Here is a 16,722-nt window from a genome sequence, read left to right on the forward strand (position 1 = left end):
ACGTTTTCCCCGGTGCAGGCGCACGTGGCTGATCACTGGGCCCGTCCCCCACGTACCTAGGGGTCACACAAGAAAGGCGGCTCCGTGGACCTGGTCGACATCCTTCTGCTGCTGGTGATCCTGGGCTACGCCGGTTCGGGGTACCGGCGCGGCCTGGTGGCCGGCTGTGTCTCGCTGGCCGGGTTCGTGGGCGGCGCGGTGATCGGGGTGTGGCTGCTGCCGTGGGCGATGCGGCCGGTCTCGCCGGGCACCACGGCGGCCACGCTGACCGCGCTGTGCGTGGTGCTGCTCCCGGCGGTGCTGGGCCATGAGCTGGCCGGCCGGCTGGCGCTGCGGCTGCGCCACGAGCTGGACCGGGGACCGCTGAGAGTGGCGGACGGGGTCGGCGGGGCGGTGGCGAACTCGGTGGCCGTGCTCATCGTGGCCTGGGTGGCGGCGAGCGTGCTGGCCGTGTCCTCCTCGCCGCTGCTGACCTCGGCGATCCGCGACTCCCGGCTGCTGGGGACGGTTCAGCAGGTCATGCCGGACACCACCCCCGCGTGGTTCTCCCGGGCCACCTCCGCGCTGACGGAGGCGGGCTTCCCGCAGGTGTTCAACCCCTTCGAGAACGAGTCGACGGCCGAGGTGGCCCGGCCCTCCGGGGACAACGTCACGCCCGCCGCGACCCGGGCCGCCCAGCGCGCCACGGTCAAGATCGAGGGCGCCTCCGGCACCCAGGGCCGCGAGGGCAGCGGGTTCGTGTACGCGCCGGAGCGGGTGATGACCAACGCCCATGTGGTGGCCGGCATCGACGAGCCGGGCGTGCGGGTCGGCGGGGTCGGGCGCTCGTACGAGGCCCGGGTGGTGCTCTTCGACCCGGACAAGGACGTGGCCGTGCTGTACGTGCCGGGGCTGCGGGCGCCCGTCCTGCCCTTCGACGGCACGGCCGGGCGCGGGGACGCGGCGGTGGTCGCGGGCTACCCGGAGGACGGCGGCCTCGACCTCCGGGCGGCCACGGTCGCGAGCCGCCTCCAGGCGCGCGGGCAGAACATCTACAGCGACGAGGCGGTCACCCGCGAGATCTACTCGATCCGCTCCACGGTCCGGCCCGGCAACTCCGGCGGCCCGCTGCTGACCACCGAGGGCCGGGTGTTCGGCGTGGTCTTCGCCCGCTCCACCTCGGACGCCGAGACGGGGTACGTCCTGACGGCGGACGAGGTCGCCCCCGAGGCGGCCCGCGCGAGGAACGCGACCACGCCGGTGGACACGGGCGAACTGGTCACGTCGTAGGCCCCGGGCCACGGGCCACGGGTCCGCGGCGGATCAGCCGCAGATCAGCCGCTGACGAGCCGTTGTCCCATGGCCACGTCGTCCACGTACCGCCCGTCCAGGAAGAACTCCTCCGGCTGCACGCCCTCCACGACGAAGCCCTCCGCCTCGTAGAGGCGGAGGGCGGCGGTGTTGTACCCGAGCACCCGCAGGGTGATCCGGCGCGCCCCGCGCGCCCGTGCCTCCAGCACGGCCGCCCGCACCAGCGCGCGGCCGACGCCCTTGCCACGCGCGACGTCGTCCACGGCGAGGCCGCGGATCTGGCGGACGTGCGCGTTCGAGGCGAGCGGGGTCGGGAAGCCGAGCCGCACGTATCCCACGAGCCGTCCGTCGAGTTCGGCGACGAGGTGGTCGCCCGGTCCGGCGTGCTCCCGGAAGAACGGATCCTGCGGGCCCGGCCGCGGGGTGACCGCGTGCAGCGAGGACCAGGTGGCGTGATCGAGACGGCTCAGCGCGCTCTCGTCGCCGTGGGAGGCGGGGCGTACGCGTATCTGCGGATCCGGCATGGCGGTCACTGTACGGCCGGGGGTCGGGGATGTTCCCCTGATTTCCCGCCGTACCCGGCAGGATGGGGCCATGGAGCGTGCGCGAATCGTGGTGGCCGGGGCTTCCGGGCTCATCGGCAGGGCACTGGTGGAGTCCTTGACGGCGGACGGACATGAGGTGGTGCGGCTGGTGCGCCGCCGGCCGCAGGCGGCGGGCGAGGCGCGATGGGACCCGCAGGGCGGGCGCGTGGACACCTCCGCGCTGTCCGGCTGCGACGCGGTGGTGAACCTGGCGGGCGCCGGGGTCGGCAACCGGCCCTGGACCAAGGGGTACAAGGAGGAGATCCGGGCCAGCCGGGTGCTGGGTACCCGCACGCTGGCGCGGGCCGTCGCCGCGCTGGAGAGCCGCCCGCGGGTCTTCGTCTGCGGCAGCGCGATCGGCTTCTACGGCGACACCGGGCAGCGCGCGGTCGACGAGGACGCGCCCGCCGGGCAGGGGTTCCTGCCCTCGGTGTGCGTGGAGTGGGAGGCGGCCGCCGCGCCCGCCCAGGAGGCGGGGGTGCGCACGGTGTTCGTCCGCACGGGACTGGTGGTGGCGCGCGGCGGCGGGGCGTGGGGGAAGCTCTTCCCGCTGTTCAAGGCCGGGTTGGGGACGCGCTTCGGGGACGGCAGTCAGTACTGGTCCTATGTCGCGCTGCACGACGAGGTGGCGGCGATCCGGCATCTCATCGACCGCGACGACCTGTCGGGGCCGTTCAACGTGACCGCGCCGAAGCCGCTGCCGAACCGTGAGATCACCGCGGCGATGGGGCGGGTGCTGAACCGGCCCGCCGTTCTCTCGGCACCCGCGCCGGTGCTGAAGCTGGCACTGGGCGACATGGCGGGCGAGGTGCTGGGCAGTCAACGGGTGCTGCCGAAGCGGCTGTTGGAGTCGGGGTTCGTGTTCGCGCTGCCGGGGATCGAGGACGCGGTCCGCGCGGCGCTCGGCTGAACGCCTGCCGGACGTACGCCCGTCCGCCTGTCTGTCCGTCCACCCGCCCGTCCGTCCGTCTGTCCGTCTGTCCGTCTGTCCGTCTGTCCGTCTGTCCGTCTGTCCGTCCGCCCGGGGAGGAAGCCGCAGGAAGGACGTGGGGACAAGGCACGTCCGGACAAAGGGAGTCGGCGACCATGTGCGACCGCTGTGCGACCGTGCCCTGTCCATGCGCGACTGCCGCTGACCGGTCGTGGTCCTAACCTCGACCCGGACTCGGGTATCCCCGGAGCCCATTGGGGGCATGACGTCTCCACCGGCCGCGCAACCTCGAGGAGGGGCACGTGCTACAGCCCGCGTTTCAGGCGGACGTCGTCGTGGTGGGAGCCGGGGTCGCCGGGCTCTCCGCAGCACAGAGACTGACCAGCGCAGGGGTCAGTACAGCCGTTCTGGAGGCCGCCCCCTGTCCGGGCGGCCGTATGTCGACCGAGAAGGTCGACGGGTTCCGGCTCGACCGGATCGGGCAGCTGCTGTCCACGGCGTATCCGGAGCTCGCCCTGACACCCGGCCTCGGCGCACTCGTCCTGCGCCGCTTCGATCCGGGCGTCCTGCTGCACGGAGACGGGCGCCGGCACCGGGTCGGCGCCCCCGTGCAGCGCGGGAGCGCGAGGGGCGCACTTCACGCTGTGCGCGCCTTCGCGAGCGCCCCCCGTCCCCAGCAGCCGGGCAACCCGGTCGGCACCGCCGTCGACCAGGCACGGCTCGGCGCGGCGCTGGCCCGGCTGGCCGCCGTGCCCGTCGAGCGGCTGCTGGCCCGGCCGGAGGCGCCCGCGGGTCAGGCCCTCGTTGCCCGCGGTCTGCCCGCCCGCACGGTCGACGGCTTTCTGCGTCCGCTCCTCGCCGCGCTGCTGTGCGACCCGGGGCTGAGCACCTCGAGCCGCTGCGCCGACCTCGCCCTGCGCGCCTTCGCGAGCGGACGGCTGTGCGTGCCGGAGGGCGGTGCCGAGGTGCTGCCGGAGCTGCTGGCGCGCACCCTGCCGCCGGGCACGGTGCACACCGGCGTCCGCGTCACCTCGGTGTCCACCACCTCGGTGACCACCGCCGAGCACGGCGAGTTCCGCTGCCGCGCGGTGCTGCTGGCCACGGACGCCCGCACCGCCGCCGAGCTGCTCCCGGGCCTGCGGGTGCCGGACTTCCACCCGGTGACGGTGCTGCACCACACCACGGACCTGCCGCCGCGGACCGGCGCCTCGCTGCTGCTGGACGCCGACCGGGGCGGCCCGGTCTCCCACACCGCGGTGATCAGCGAGGTGGACCCGGCCAGGGCACCCGCGGGCAGGGCCCTGATCAGCTCGACCGTCCTCGGCACCCCGCCACCGGACGTCGACACGGCCGTGCGCACGCACCTCGCGCGCCTGTACGGCACCTCGACCTCCCGCTGGGAGACCCTGGCCGTCCACCACACCCCGGAGGCGGTGCCCGCCATGCGCCCGCCGCACGACCTGCACCGCCCGGTGCGCCTGCTGGCGGGCCTGTACGTCTGCGGCGACCACCGGGACACCAGTTCGATCCAGGGCGCCCTGCACTCGGGCCACCGCGCCTCCACGGCGATCCTGACGGACCTCGGGGCGGCGGGCGGCCTGCACACCGCGGCGCCGCTGCCCTCGACCCGCGCCGCCTGACCCCGCCCGGCGGGGCCGGGCCGCGAGCTCTCACGGTCCCGCCCCACCGGGCACACGGGGCGGCCCACGGAACCGCACACGGCCGGGTCCGGCCGGACCCGCCCGGTCCCGCCCCACCGGACACACGGGCGGTCACGGAACCGCGCAGGGCCTCGGGCCCCTACCCCAGCGCGGCGATCCTGTCGCGGTACCCCCGCACGGGCGCGGCGTCCCGGTACGGCTCCAGCCTCCGCTCGAAGTCCCTGACGTACTCCACCGCCCGCACCGACCGCATCTCCACGGCCTGCCCGGCCGCCTCGGCGCCCAGCGCGCAGGCCTGGTCCAGTTCGCCCAGCCCCAGCCGCGCGGTGGCCAGCACCACCCGGCAGAACAGCCTGCTGCGGGCGAAGCCGGGTGACCTCAGCTGCAGGGACCGCTCCGCGTGCTGCGCGGCCGCGCGGAACTGCTGGAGGTCCCGGTGGCAGTGCCCGAGCTCGTCGGCGAGCTGCGCCTCGTCGTAGAACCGGGCCCAGTGCGGCACCTCGTCGCCGGGCCGGGCCGCCTCCAGCGCGCGCTCGGCGCGCACGAGGGAGGCGGTGCAGGCCCGCACCTCCCCCAGCACCCCGTGCCCGCGCGCCTCGGCGGCGTGCAGCAGTGCCTGCACCACGGGCGGCGCCGAGCCCCCGACGCCCTGCTGGGCGACCCGGGCCAGCTGCACGGCCTCGCGCCCGTGGCCGAGGTAGACGGCCTGCCGGCTCATGGTGACCAGCACATAGGAGCCGTACGCCCGGTCCGCGGCGGCCTGCGCCAGCCGGAGGGCCTGGACGAAGTACCGCTGGGCGAGCCCGTGCGCGGCGATGTCGTACGAGGTCCAGCCGGCCAGCCGGGTCAGGTCGGCGGCCGCCGCGAACAGCCGGCGCCCGGTCTGCTCGCCGTAGGAGCCCCGCAGCATCGGCTCGCACTCGTGCTCCAGGTAGCGCACCAGGGCCTGGCGGGCGTGGCCGCCGCCGTACATGTCGTCCAGGGTGCGGAACAGGTCGCCCACCGAGCGCAGGGCCGAGATGTCGCCGCCGGTGACCCGCTGGCCGGGGCCGCGCTCGGCCTGGCCGCGCTGGCGGGGCACGACGGGCCGGGCCTGCACGGGTACCCGGGCCGCCGGCTGTTCGCCGCGGCCGACCTTCTCGTCGGCCCGGCCGATCAGCCAGTCCCGGCTGGGCACCACGAGCCCGGCCGGGGTGAACGCGATCTTGCGCAGCTCGGCATGGCTGCCGGAGTCCTTGCGCCACAGGCCGCTGACGATGTCGACGGCCTCCTCGGGGCCGCCCGCGAACTCCAGCCCGGCGTAGACCGGGGCGCACGCGTCGAGGCCCAGGTCCTGGGCGGTGAGCCGGCGGCCGAGGCGCCGGGTGAAGACCTCGGCGATCAGTGCGGGCGTGGTGCCCCGCGGCTGCTGGCCGCGCAGCCAGCGGGTGACGGATGTCTTGTCGTATCTGAGATCGAGCCCGTGCTCCAGACCGAGCTGGTCCACGCGACGGGCGAGACCCGCGTTGGAGAACCCCGCTTCTGCGATGAGTGCGGCGAGTTGACGGTTGGGAGTGCGCTGCGCGGGTCGTTCCGTCATGTGCGGTGCGATCTCCTGCCTTCCGGGCCTTCCGAAGTGCCTGGAATTGCCTGTGAGCAGCCCTTATGGCCTTATGAACGGCGCGAATGTAGCGGAGCGTGAGCATGCCGTCGCACACTTCGGTGCCCATTCATCCGATCGTGTGAGGATTGACCTCGGAGCTGACGTGCGACGGGGAGTCGTACAGTGGCGTGGGCGCGTTTCGTGCCTTACGACTTCGAGGAGGCGCTTGCCGTGAGTGAGCTGCGGTTCGTGCGTATGGGGTTCGGCGCCGAGGCCGTCGAGTACCAGCAGGCCTGGGACGAGCAGCGCCGGGTGCACGCGGCGCGGTTCACCGACGAGGTCCCGGACACCGTGCTGCTCCTGGAGCACCCGCCCGTCTACACGGCCGGCCGGCGCACCTCCGACGACGAGCGTCCGCTGGACGGCACCCCGGTGGTGGACGTGGACCGCGGCGGCAAGATCACCTGGCACGGGCCGGGCCAGCTCGTGGGCTACCCGATCCAGAAGCTGCCGCGCCCCGTGGACGTGGTCGCGCACGTGCGGCGACTGGAGGAGGCCCTCATCCTCACCTGCGCGGAGTTCGGCCTGGAGACGACCCGGGTCGAGGGCCGCAGCGGGGTGTGGGTGCTCGGCGACCCGGTGGAGCGGCGCCCGTCGCTCGGCGGCCTCTCCCTCGACTTCGACCCCAGGCTGCACGACGACGAGTTCGATCCGCGGCTCAACGGCCCGGAGTACGCCCCGTCCAACGCCGGGCAGCGCCGCGAGGACCGCAAGATCGCCGCGATCGGCATCCGCGTGGCCAAGGGCGTGACCATGCACGGCTTCGCCCTGAACGTGAATCCGGACAACGTCTGGTTCGACCGGATCATCCCCTGCGGCATCCGCGACGCGGGGGTCACCTCCCTGGCCAACGAACTGGGCAGGGACATCACGATCGCCGAGGTCCTGCCGGTCGCGGAGCGCCATCTGCGGGCCGTGCTGGAGCACGCGGACCTCAGGCCCCGCGTGATCGAGAAGACACCGGCCGCGTAGCGGGAATGGACTCCCGAGCCCTGAGGTTGGCCTCACGGGCAAGGCCCAGTGAGCACGGGCGTACCCTGGTGTACGCCGAAGAATCGAAGACTACGGTCTCAGTAGTCAGCAGGGAGCCGGTCGTGTCCGCAGTCTCACCCGACGGACGCAAGATGCTGCGCCTGGAGGTCCGCAACAGCCAGACCCCCATCGAGCGCAAGCCCGAGTGGATCAAGACCCGGGCGAAAATGGGTCCCGAGTACTCCAAGATGCAGAACCTCGTCAAGAGCGAGGGCCTGCACACGGTCTGCCAGGAAGCCGGCTGCCCGAACATCTACGAGTGCTGGGAGGACCGCGAGGCCACCTTCCTCATCGGCGGCGACCAGTGCACCCGGCGCTGCGACTTCTGCCAGATCGACACCGGCAAGCCCGAGGCCCTCGACCGCGACGAACCCCGCCGCGTCGGCGAGTCCGTCGTCACCATGGACCTCAACTACGCCACCATCACCGGCGTCGCCCGCGACGACCTCGAGGACGGCGGCGCCTGGCTCTACGCCGAGACCGTCCGTGAGATCCACCGCCAGACCGCGAACCGCGAGGCCGGCCGCACCAAGGTCGAACTCCTCGCCCCGGACTTCAACGCCGTCCCCGAGCAGCTCGCCGAGGTCTTCTCCTCCCGCCCCGAGGTCTTCGCGCACAACGTCGAGACCGTCCCCCGGATCTTCAAGCGCATCCGCCCCGGCTTCCGCTACGACCGCTCCCTGAAGGTCATCACCGACGCCCGCGACTTCGGCCTGGTCACCAAGTCCAACCTGATCCTCGGCATGGGCGAGACCCGCGAAGAGGTCAGCGAGGCCCTGCGCCAGCTGCACGAGGCCGGCTGCGAACTGATCACCATCACCCAGTACCTGCGCCCCTCCGTCCGCCACCACCCCGTCGAGCGCTGGGTCAAGCCCCAGGAGTTCGTCGAGCTCAAGGACGAGGCCGAGCAGATCGGCTTCTCCGGCGTCATGTCCGGCCCCCTCGTCCGCTCCTCCTACCGCGCCGGCCGGTTGTATCAGATGGCCGTCGAGAAGCGCGGCAGTTTCGAGGCGGTCCAGGCGGTCTGACCTCCGGCACCGGTCCGGCCTCCGGCACCGCTCACCGGGCACGACAGAACCGTGTGAATTCGGGCACAAGCAACTACCCGGCAGTAAAAGGTAGTTGGGCGCGGCCCCGGCAGTCCCCGCAGATGGGGGCGCACGCCGGGGCCGCGCTCGCGTCAGCGGGCCCTCGAAAGGCTGCGCAAAAAGGTTTCATTGCTGTTTGACCCCTCGGTCACGTGCTGGTAACACCAAACAGTGACGCTTGACTCACTCCACGTAGACACACCGAGGGGGCCCTTCACGATGCAGGCAGCACCCGTCAACGACGTAATGCCGACCAGCACGCGCGCCACCGCCATCCCGTCCTTCGCCGAGGCCCTGCGCACCGTCGAGTCGCTGCTGATGAGCGGCGGCCAGCGCACGGCCCGCCGCAACGCCTGGACCTCCGTCCTGGAGGACCGTGCCCGCGCCAAGGACCGCGTCGAGGCGCAGAGGTTCCTGGAGCAGGCCGCCTCGGGCCGTTCCTGACCGGTCCTGGACCACGGCTGCCCCGCCTCTGTCCCATCCCTGTCCCGCCCCTCTCCCGCCCCGGACGGCACTGGGCGTCGTCCGCGCTCTCGGGGCCACGTAGACTTCGTGGCATGGCGAGGCAGGAAAACGCGGCGGAGGCCGCCAACCCCGGGCGACTGAAGCAGATCGCTCTGACCTACAAGATGACCCGCAGGGCCGACAAGAAGATCGGTCTTGTACTCGCGGCTGTCGGAATCGTCACCTTCGGTGTCTTCCTCGCGATCGGCTTCTTGATCGGTCACCCCATCTATCTCGGCATCCTGGGCGTACTGCTCGCCTTCCTCGCGACGGCGATCGTGTTCGGGCGCCGGGCCGAGCGGGCCGCCTTCGGGCAGATGGAGGGCCAGCCGGGCGCGGCCGCGGCCGTGCTGGACAACATCGGCCGGGGCTGGACGACCACCCCCGCGGTGGCGATGAACCGCAACCAGGACGTGGTGCACCGGGCCGTCGGCAAGGCCGGCATCGTCCTGGTGGCCGAGGGCAACCCGAACCGGGTCAAGAGCCTGCTGGCGGCCGAGAAGAAGAAGATGAACCGCATCGTGGCGGACGTGCCGGTGACCGACATCATGGTGGGCACGGGCGAGGGCCAGGTCGAGCTGAAGAAGCTGCGCACGAGCATGCTGAAGCTGCCGCGTGTCCTGACCGGCCCGCAGGTCACCGCGACCAACGACCGACTGCGCGCGCTCGGCGACCTGATGAGCAACATGCCGCTGCCGAAGGGTCCGATGCCGAAGGGCATGAAGCTGCCCAAGGGCGGCCAGAAGAACCGCTGACCCACTCCCGTACACGACGATGGGGCGCCCGGTGACGGATCACCGGGCGCCCCATCGTCGTGTACGGGACGGACCTCGCACGCCTTCGTCTTGTACGGGACGGGCCTCGCGCCCCGGCGGCGTGGTCGGAGGACGTGCCCGCCGCCCGGCGGCCTGGCCGGAGGACGCGCCCGCGTCCCGGCGTCGTCGTGTGCGGGTGCATGCGAGCGTATGCGGGGGTCCGCGGTCAGATGCGGACCTCGACCGTGCGGGCCAGCCGGTCGTGCAGGCCGCGGCCGTCGCGGTCCCAGATGAGCGCGGGGACGGCCAGGCACAGCAGCAGGGTCCGGACCAGGCTGCGCACCGGGCTGACGGTCTTGGTGTCGAGGGTGATCACCCGCAGACCGAAGATGCGCTTGCCGGGCGTGGAGCCGATCGTGCCCACGGTCAGGGCGCTCAGCACGAAGAAGACGAGCAGCGCCCAGTTGCCGGTCGACTGGCCGTAGCCGTCGGTGATCAGGCCGTATGCGATGAGCATGCACACCGCCCAGTCGACGGCGAGGGCGCCGAGGCGCCTGCCGGGACGGGCGACCGAGCCGGGCCCCTGGCGCGGCAGACCGAGTTGCTCACCGGGGTATCCGAGGTCGGCACCCGCTTCCTCCATGGCCGCGCGGGGCCCGGAGAGCCATGATCCGATTGCTTGCCTCTTGTCCACCCGTACACCGTACTGCGCCTGATTTCGACCGCGGGACGGCGGGGGGTGTCGGAGCTACTGTGGACAGTGGGCTGGTTAACTTCTGCGAAACAAATGGGTCACGCCCGAGAAATCACCCGTCCCTAGGGTCGGGACGAGCGTGTGCCACCGCACTGGCCGCACGAACGATCTACCACCCCGGCCCGCCGGCCGGAAGTAGGAGGAGCTGGATGTTCCAGAACGCCGACGAGGCCAAGAAGTTCATCGCGGACGAGGACGTCAAGTTCGTCGACGTCCGGTTCTGCGACCTGCCGGGCGTCATGCAGCACTTCACCGTGCCCGTCGAGGCGTTCGACCCGGACGAGGAGCTCGCGTTCGACGGTTCGTCGATCCGCGGTTTCCAGGCCATCCACGAGTCCGACATGGCGCTGCGCGCCGACCTGTCGACGGCCCGCGTCGACCCGTTCCGCCGCGACAAGACGCTCAACATCAACTTCTTCATCCACGACCCGATCACGGGCGAGCAGTACTCCCGTGACCCGCGCAACGTGGCGAAGAAGGCCGAGGCGTACCTGGCGTCGACCGGTATCGCGGACACCGCGTACTTCGGTCCCGAGGCCGAGTTCTACGTCTTCGACTCCGTCCGCTTCGCGACGGGCGCGAACGAGTCCTTCTACCACATCGACTCCGAGGCGGGTGCCTGGAACACCGGCGCCCTGGAGAACAACCGCGGGTACAAGGTCCGCTACAAGGGCGGCTACTTCCCGGTCCCGCCGGTCGACCACTTCGCCGACCTGCGCGCCGAGATCTCCCTCGAGCTGGACAAGCAGGGCCTGAAGGTCGAGCGCCAGCACCACGAGGTGGGCACCGCCGGCCAGGCCGAGATCAACTACAAGTTCAACACGCTGCTCGCCGCGGCCGACGACCTCCAGCTCTTCAAGTACATCGTGAAGAACGTGGCCTGGCGCAACGGCAAGACCGCGACCTTCATGCCGAAGCCGATCTTCGGTGACAACGGCTCGGGCATGCACGTGCACCAGTCGCTGTGGAGCAACGGCGACCCGCTGTTCTACGACGAGGCCGGCTACGCGGGTCTGTCGGACATGGCCCGCTACTACATCGGCGGCATCCTCAAGCACGCCCCGTCGCTGCTGGCCTTCACCAACCCGACGGTGAACTCCTACCACCGACTGGTGCCGGGCTTCGAGGCGCCGATCAACCTGGTGTACTCGCAGCGCAACCGCTCCGCGGCCATGCGTATCCCGATCACGGGCTCCAACCCGAAGGCCAAGCGCGTCGAGTTCCGCGCGCCCGACTCCTCCGGCAACCCGTACCTGGCCTTCTCGGCCCTGCTGCTCGCGGGCCTGGACGGCATCAAGAACAAGATCGAGCCGGCCGAGCCGATCGACAAGGACCTCTACGAGCTCGCCCCCGAGGAGCACGCGGGCGTGGCCCAGGTCCCGACCTCCCTCGGCGCCGTCCTCGACCGCCTCGAGGCCGACCACGAGTTCCTCCTCCAGGGCGACGTCTTCACGTCCGACCTGATCGAGACCTGGATCGACTTCAAGCGCACCAACGAGATCGCGCCGCTCCAGCTGCGCCCGCACCCGCACGAGTTCGAGCTGTACTTCGACGTGTGACGGACGCGCCTGCCAGGCGCCGACGATCCCCGTGTGATACGCCCGTGCCCCGCCGTTTGTACCGACGGCGGGGCACGGGCGTATGTTTTGCACGGAAGAGTTTTCGAACGCGTCCGAGGCGACACGGGGGGCCGTACATGCCGACGCACGAGCACGACGACGACCAGGGCCGGGAGTACGACCTGCGCTGGGCGGACTCCGCCGAGCACAAGGAGCCCTCGGCCCGCGCCCGGATGCTCGCCGCGCGCTGGAAGCACGATCCGCCCGGCCCGGTGCCCTTCCGCCCCGAGCCCGGCTCCCCCGGCCCCCGCCGCTCCTCCTGGATCTCCACCGCCGTGGTCCTCGGCTGCGTGGCCGCGGTGATCGTCCTGATCGGCTACCTGAACACCCGCTCGCCGTACTAGGGCTGCCGGACGGGCCTTCGGGCGAGCGGGCCCTCGGGCGAGCGGGTAAAACCCTTTACCGCCAGGGTTGTTGGCCGACGCGATGCTACGTTGTGGCTCTTGGCTCTCACCGTCGGTATCCAGGTCAGCACAGAGAACGGTTGGTCCGGTGACAACAGCCCGTCCTTCCCGTACCGCCGTCGTCGTCACAGCCCTCCCCGTGGAGTTCGCCCCTCTTCAGGACCGTCTCAGGGCGGAGAGGGCGCGGCACAAAGGGTCGCGGAGGGTCAACGCCACCGTGGTGCAGACGTTCGAGCTGGACGGTGCCTACGCCTCGTGGACGGTTCATCTGGCCCAGGTGGGCATGACGAACGTCGCCGCGGCACTGGGGACGCACGGTCTGCTGGACGTGCTGCGGCCGGATGTCGCGCTTCTCGTCGGGATCGCGGGCAGTCTCAAGGACGACATCCCGCCGGGGGACGTCGTGGTCGCCACCAAGGTGTACGAGATCCACGGTGCCAAGGTGTCGGCCGAGGGCCGCGGCGCCCGTCCCGACGCGGTGGACACCTCGCACGCCTTGTGGCAGACGGCGCTGTACGCGGAGGTCCGCAGCAAGTGCCACTTCAAGCCGATCGCTTCCGGCGACGTCGTGCTCGACTCCAGCTCCGGTGACATCCGGAGCCGGCTCAGCAGCACCTATCAGGACGCCGCGGCCCTGGAGATGGAGGGCTTCGGCTTCTGCAAGGCGGCGCAGCGCCACCGCACGGAAGCCCTCGTGATCCGCGGCATCAGTGACCGCGCGGACGGTGAGAAGGGCGCCGCCGACGCCCTGGGCGGCCAGCAGCGGGCGGCCGCGCACGCGGCGGAGGTGGCGGTCGCCGTACTCATGGAGCACCAGCCCGAAGGCAGCGGCGGGGCGCCACCCCCGCCCGTGGTCCCGAAGAGACCCCCGGCACGGCGCTGGGCACCGGGCGGCGGCAGCGGCGGCAGCGGGTCCGCACGCCGGATGTCCGGGGCGTGGCCGCGCACCGATCGCTTCGGACGCCGGACGAAGGTCGCCGTGCCGCTCGTCGCGCTCGCGTCGGTCCTCGCGTTCGTCGTCCATTCGTGCGGGAACGGCTGGAGCGACGGAGGGGGCCCTTCGGACGCCAAGCCGCTCTCCGGTTCCGCGTCCCCCGACCTGCCGGAGTGCGAGCGGGTGGACACCGCCCCTCTCACCATCGCCGCGTCCGCCGACAAGTCGGAGCCCATGCGCCTCGCGGCCGAGAAGTACGGCAACCGGGCCGCGGCCGGCAAGTGTCTCGCGGTGAAGGTCGAGACGGTGAACTCGGGCGAGGCGATGCGCGCCCTGGTCCGCGGGTGGAGCGAGCGCGACGGGACGAAGCCGGACGTATGGGCACCCGCGGGGAGCACCTGGCTCTCGCTGGCGAGGGCCGAGGCGAAGGGCGAGAACGCGAAGCAGTTTCCCGAACGGGCCGATTCGATCGTGCAGACCCCGCTGACGGTCGCGATGCCCCAGCCCATGGCCAAGGCCCTGAACTGGCCCGAGACACGGTTCAGCTGGCGGCAGCTGGCCGAGTGGGCGAAGCAGGCCGACGGCTTCTGGGCACGGCACAAGAACCCCGCGTGGGGCGCCTTCAAGCTCGGCAAGACCAACCCGAAGTACTCCACCTCCGGGCTCAACGCGACCGTCGCCGCCTTCTACGCCAAGACGGGCACCAGTGGTGAACTGGGCCTTCCGCACCTCGACGACAACGCCAACCAGGCATTCGTCAAGAGCATCGAGCAGGCCGCGGTCCACTACGGCGACACGACCCTGACCTTCCTCGCGAACCTTCGCGAGGCGGACCGGAGCAGCCCCGAGAAGGCCATGTCGTACATCTCCGCCGTGACGCTGGAGGAGAGCAGCGTGGCGGCGTACAACGCGGGCTACCCCTGTGGCGCGCTCAGCGCGGACGAGGGCTGCGAGAAGACCGATCCGCCGGACACCCGCCTGGTGTCGTTCTACCCGAAGGACGGAGTCCCGTTCTCCGATCACCCGTACATCGAGCTGAAGGGGACGAGCCCCGCCGAGCAGGCGGTCGCCGAAGACTTCCTCCGGTTCCTTCAGAGCCCCGGGGTCTACCGCACGTACTTCGCCCCCTACGGCTTCCGCACCCACGAGGGCGAGGTCCCCAAGGGGTCCGAGCTGCTCGTCGAGGCCAACGGCATCCCCGAGGCGGACTTCACGCGCATGCCGATGCCCGGCGGCGGCGTCCTGGGGCATCTGCTGGATGTCTGGCCCACGCTGCGCCGCCCCGCCAACGTCCGCATCGTCATCGACACGTCGGAGTCGATGAACAAGGACATCCCCGGCACCGGCGACACCAAGATGGAGCGCCTGAAGGAGGCCAGGTCGGAGCTGTTCAGCGAGTTCACCGGCGGTGACCGGGTCGGTCTGTGGAAGTTCTCCGACGCTTTCACCCTCCGCGGCGACGACGACTACAAGGAACTGGTGCCGCTCGGCAGGTATGACGCCAAGCTGCCCGGAGGACCGCGGGCGGAGCTGCTGACCAGCAACGTCGAGAGTCTGGTCGCGGAGGGCGCGACCGGGCTGAACGACACCCTCGACGCCGCGGTCAAGGCCATGCGGGACGACTACGACCCCCACGCCATCAACGCGATCGTGCTGCTCACCGACGGCTACAACGAGGACAACGAGAGCCTGTCCCAGGCGGAGCTGCTGCGGCGGATCGGCGACCCGGATCAGCCTCAGATCAGGATCTTCACCATCGCCTACGGGAGCGAGGCCGATCCGCACGACGCGGACGGGCGGAGCGCGCTCGAGGAGATCGCGAAGGCCAGTGGCGGCAAGGACTACGACGCCAGGAAGGCCGAGACGATCGAGAAGGTCATCACCAGCGTGATCTCCAACTTCTGACCGCCGTTCCTTTGCCTCCCGCAGGGCTGTCCGGCTCCGGGCGGGTGCACACTGGGCAGTGGGACGAGTGCCTGAACGCAGGGTGGTGCATCATGCACAGCCGCTTCCGGAACGACCGGCGGCTGACCGCGCGGATGACGGTCACGCTGTTCCTGCTCGGGTTGCTGTACGTGGCGTTCGTGGCCGCGCTGATCGTGCTGCTGAAGTCGTGGGTGCTGGTCGTACTGGTCGCGGCCGGGCTGCTGGGGGCGCAGTACTGGTTCTCGGACCGGATCGCGCTGTACGCGATGCGCGGGCGGGTCGTGGAGCGCGAGGAGTATCCCGAACTGCACGCCGTGGTGGACCGGCTGTGCGCGCTGGCGGCCATGCCGAAGCCGGTGGTGGCGGTGTCGGCGATGGACATGCCGAACGCGTTCGCGACGGGCCGCGATCCGGACAACGCGGTGGTCTGCGTGACGACCGGGCTGCTGCGCAGGCTGGAGCCGGGCGAGCTGGAGGGGGTGCTCGCGCACGAGCTGTCGCACGTGGCGCACAAGGACGTGGCGGTGATCACGGTCGCCTCGTTCCTCGGGGTGATCGCGGGGCTGATCGTGCGGTTCGCCTTCTACTCGCAGTTGTTCGGCGGGCGGCGGGACCAGAACACCGCGGTCGTGTTCGTCCTCGTGATGGCCGTGTCCGCCGCCGTGTACGCGATCAGCTTCCTGCTGATCCGGGCCCTGTCCCGGTACCGGGAGCTGGCCGCCGACCGGGCCGCCGCGCTGCTCACCGGGCGGCCCTCGGCGCTGGCCTCCGCCCTGACGAAGGTGACCGGGGACATCGCGCGCATCCCGACGAAGGACCTGCGGACCGCGCAGGCGTTCAACGCCTTCTACTTCACCCCCGCGCTGGGCGCCGGGCTGTCCCGGCTGTTCTCCACCCACCCGACGCTGGAGCAGCGGCTGGAGCAGCTGGGGCGGATCTCGGGCGAGCTGGGCGAGGCGGCGACGCCGGGGAAGCCCGGCTGAGACGGGGCGCCGGGATGAGGCTGCTGGACATCCTGCTGGGCCGGTCCAAGCCGGCCGTGCCGGACCTGGACCGGCTGTTCGCGCTGCCGTCGGCGGCCGTCACGCTGGAGGCCGCGGCCGGGTTCACCCCGACCGGGCGGGGCGCGGTGTGCTTCGCGACCGTGGAGGGCGCCGCGTTCGAGCAGACGCACCGCGAGGTACGGGCCCTGCTGGACGCGGACGCGGAACGGGACGGGCCTCCGGTGGAGCTGGAGGAGGACGGCTACGGATACTCCTGGCTGGTCTCCCGCCGCTCCCCCGGCGATCTGCCCCGGCTCGTCAACGACCTGCACGCGGTGAACAGTTCGATGGAGGTCAACGGCTTCGGGCCGCAACTGCTCTGCTCGCTGGCGGGCTTCCGCGACGAGGGCGGGCGCGCGCTGGCCCTGGTCTACCTCTACAAGCGCGGCACCTTCTATCCCTTCGCCCCGCTGCCCGGCGAGCGCCGGGACAACGCGCTGGAGCTGGAGGTGCGGGCGGCCCTCGCGGGCGATCTGCGGATCGAGGAGGACCTCGGACGGTGGTTCCCGGTGTGGGGGGCGCCCGGGCTGTGACGCCGGTCGGGTGCCGAGGGGG

Annotated in this window: 15 protein-coding genes; 12 read left to right on the forward strand and 3 right to left on the reverse strand. The window is 71.7% G+C overall.

Annotation, left to right across the window (positions count from 1 at the left end; genetic code table 11):
* Positions 1 to 84 precede the first annotated feature (84 nt).
* Positions 85 to 1,269, forward strand: coding sequence for a MarP family serine protease (locus tag ACFYR0_RS18305; RefSeq protein WP_389328530.1), 1,185 nt, complete (start codon positions 85 to 87; stop codon positions 1,267 to 1,269).
* A 44-nt stretch (positions 1,270 to 1,313) separates the two neighbouring features.
* Here ACFYR0_RS18305 and ACFYR0_RS18310 read toward each other — a convergent pair whose 3' ends face one another.
* Positions 1,314 to 1,814: a GNAT family N-acetyltransferase gene (locus ACFYR0_RS18310; protein WP_389328533.1), complete on the reverse strand. Its 501-nt coding sequence runs from the start codon at positions 1,812 to 1,814 to the stop codon at positions 1,314 to 1,316.
* Positions 1,815 to 1,884: 70 nt separating this feature from the next.
* Between ACFYR0_RS18310 and ACFYR0_RS18315 the strand changes: the two genes are divergently transcribed.
* Both ACFYR0_RS18315 and ACFYR0_RS18320 read left to right on the forward strand, forming a co-directional pair.
* Positions 1,885 to 2,784, forward strand: a complete 900-nt coding sequence (locus ACFYR0_RS18315; RefSeq protein WP_389328536.1) for a TIGR01777 family oxidoreductase — start codon at positions 1,885 to 1,887, stop codon at positions 2,782 to 2,784.
* 323 nt (positions 2,785 to 3,107) lie between these two features.
* Positions 3,108 to 4,445: an NAD(P)/FAD-dependent oxidoreductase gene (locus ACFYR0_RS18320; RefSeq protein WP_389328538.1), complete on the forward strand. Its 1,338-nt coding sequence runs from the start codon at positions 3,108 to 3,110 to the stop codon at positions 4,443 to 4,445.
* A gap of 160 nt (positions 4,446 to 4,605) precedes the next feature.
* Here ACFYR0_RS18320 and ACFYR0_RS18325 read toward each other — a convergent pair whose 3' ends face one another.
* Positions 4,606 to 6,045: a regulator gene (locus tag ACFYR0_RS18325; RefSeq protein WP_389328541.1), complete on the reverse strand. Its 1,440-nt coding sequence runs from the start codon at positions 6,043 to 6,045 to the stop codon at positions 4,606 to 4,608.
* Between the two features lie 234 nt (positions 6,046 to 6,279).
* On the opposite strand from ACFYR0_RS18325, the gene lipB reads away from it, so the two are divergent.
* The 4 genes from lipB (at position 6,280) to ACFYR0_RS18345 (ending at position 9,487) form a co-directional block, all read left to right on the forward strand.
* Positions 6,280 to 7,080 carry a lipoyl(octanoyl) transferase LipB gene (gene lipB / locus ACFYR0_RS18330; protein WP_389328544.1) on the forward strand — a complete coding sequence of 267 codons (801 nt, stop codon included), beginning with the start codon at positions 6,280 to 6,282 and terminating at the stop codon, positions 7,078 to 7,080.
* A gap of 122 nt (positions 7,081 to 7,202) precedes the next feature.
* Entirely contained in the window at positions 7,203 to 8,168 is a 966-nt protein-coding gene (gene lipA / locus ACFYR0_RS18335) for a lipoyl synthase (protein ID WP_389328547.1), read from the forward strand.
* Between the two features lie 279 nt (positions 8,169 to 8,447).
* Positions 8,448 to 8,672, forward strand: a complete 225-nt coding sequence (locus tag ACFYR0_RS18340) for a hypothetical protein (RefSeq protein WP_389328550.1) — start codon at positions 8,448 to 8,450, stop codon at positions 8,670 to 8,672.
* A 113-nt stretch (positions 8,673 to 8,785) separates the two neighbouring features.
* Entirely contained in the window at positions 8,786 to 9,487 is a 702-nt protein-coding gene (locus ACFYR0_RS18345; protein ID WP_386384894.1) for a DUF4191 domain-containing protein, read from the forward strand.
* Positions 9,488 to 9,713: 226 nt separating this feature from the next.
* Here the strand turns inward: ACFYR0_RS18345 and ACFYR0_RS18350 are convergent, their stop codons facing one another.
* Entirely contained in the window at positions 9,714 to 10,181 is a 468-nt protein-coding gene (locus ACFYR0_RS18350) for an RDD family protein (RefSeq protein ID WP_389328553.1), read from the reverse strand.
* 209 nt (positions 10,182 to 10,390) lie between these two features.
* On the opposite strand from ACFYR0_RS18350, the gene glnA reads away from it, so the two are divergent.
* From glnA to ACFYR0_RS18375, 5 genes are all read left to right on the forward strand, one after another.
* Complete coding sequence (glnA, locus tag ACFYR0_RS18355; protein WP_389328556.1) at positions 10,391 to 11,800, forward strand: type I glutamate--ammonia ligase; 1,410 nt, start codon at positions 10,391 to 10,393, stop codon at positions 11,798 to 11,800.
* Positions 11,801 to 11,937: 137 nt separating this feature from the next.
* Entirely contained in the window at positions 11,938 to 12,204 is a 267-nt protein-coding gene (locus ACFYR0_RS18360; protein WP_389328559.1) for a hypothetical protein, read from the forward strand.
* Between the two features lie 82 nt (positions 12,205 to 12,286).
* Positions 12,287 to 15,103, forward strand: a complete 2,817-nt coding sequence (locus ACFYR0_RS18365; protein ID WP_389328562.1) for a substrate-binding domain-containing protein — start codon at positions 12,287 to 12,289, stop codon at positions 15,101 to 15,103.
* Positions 15,104 to 15,195: 92 nt separating this feature from the next.
* On the forward strand, positions 15,196 to 16,107 hold the full coding sequence (gene htpX / locus ACFYR0_RS18370) for a zinc metalloprotease HtpX (protein WP_389328565.1): 912 nt from the start codon (positions 15,196 to 15,198) through the stop codon (positions 16,105 to 16,107).
* 14 nt (positions 16,108 to 16,121) lie between these two features.
* The gene (locus ACFYR0_RS18375; RefSeq protein WP_389328568.1) at positions 16,122 to 16,700 is read left to right on the forward strand and encodes a hypothetical protein; all 579 of its coding nucleotides are present in this window, start codon (positions 16,122 to 16,124) and stop codon (positions 16,698 to 16,700) included.
* The last annotated feature ends 22 nt before the right edge of the window (positions 16,701 to 16,722 follow it).

This window comes from Streptomyces sp. NPDC005017 (assembly GCF_042873115.1).
Classification (GTDB): Bacteria; Actinomycetota; Actinomycetes; order Streptomycetales; family Streptomycetaceae; genus Streptomyces.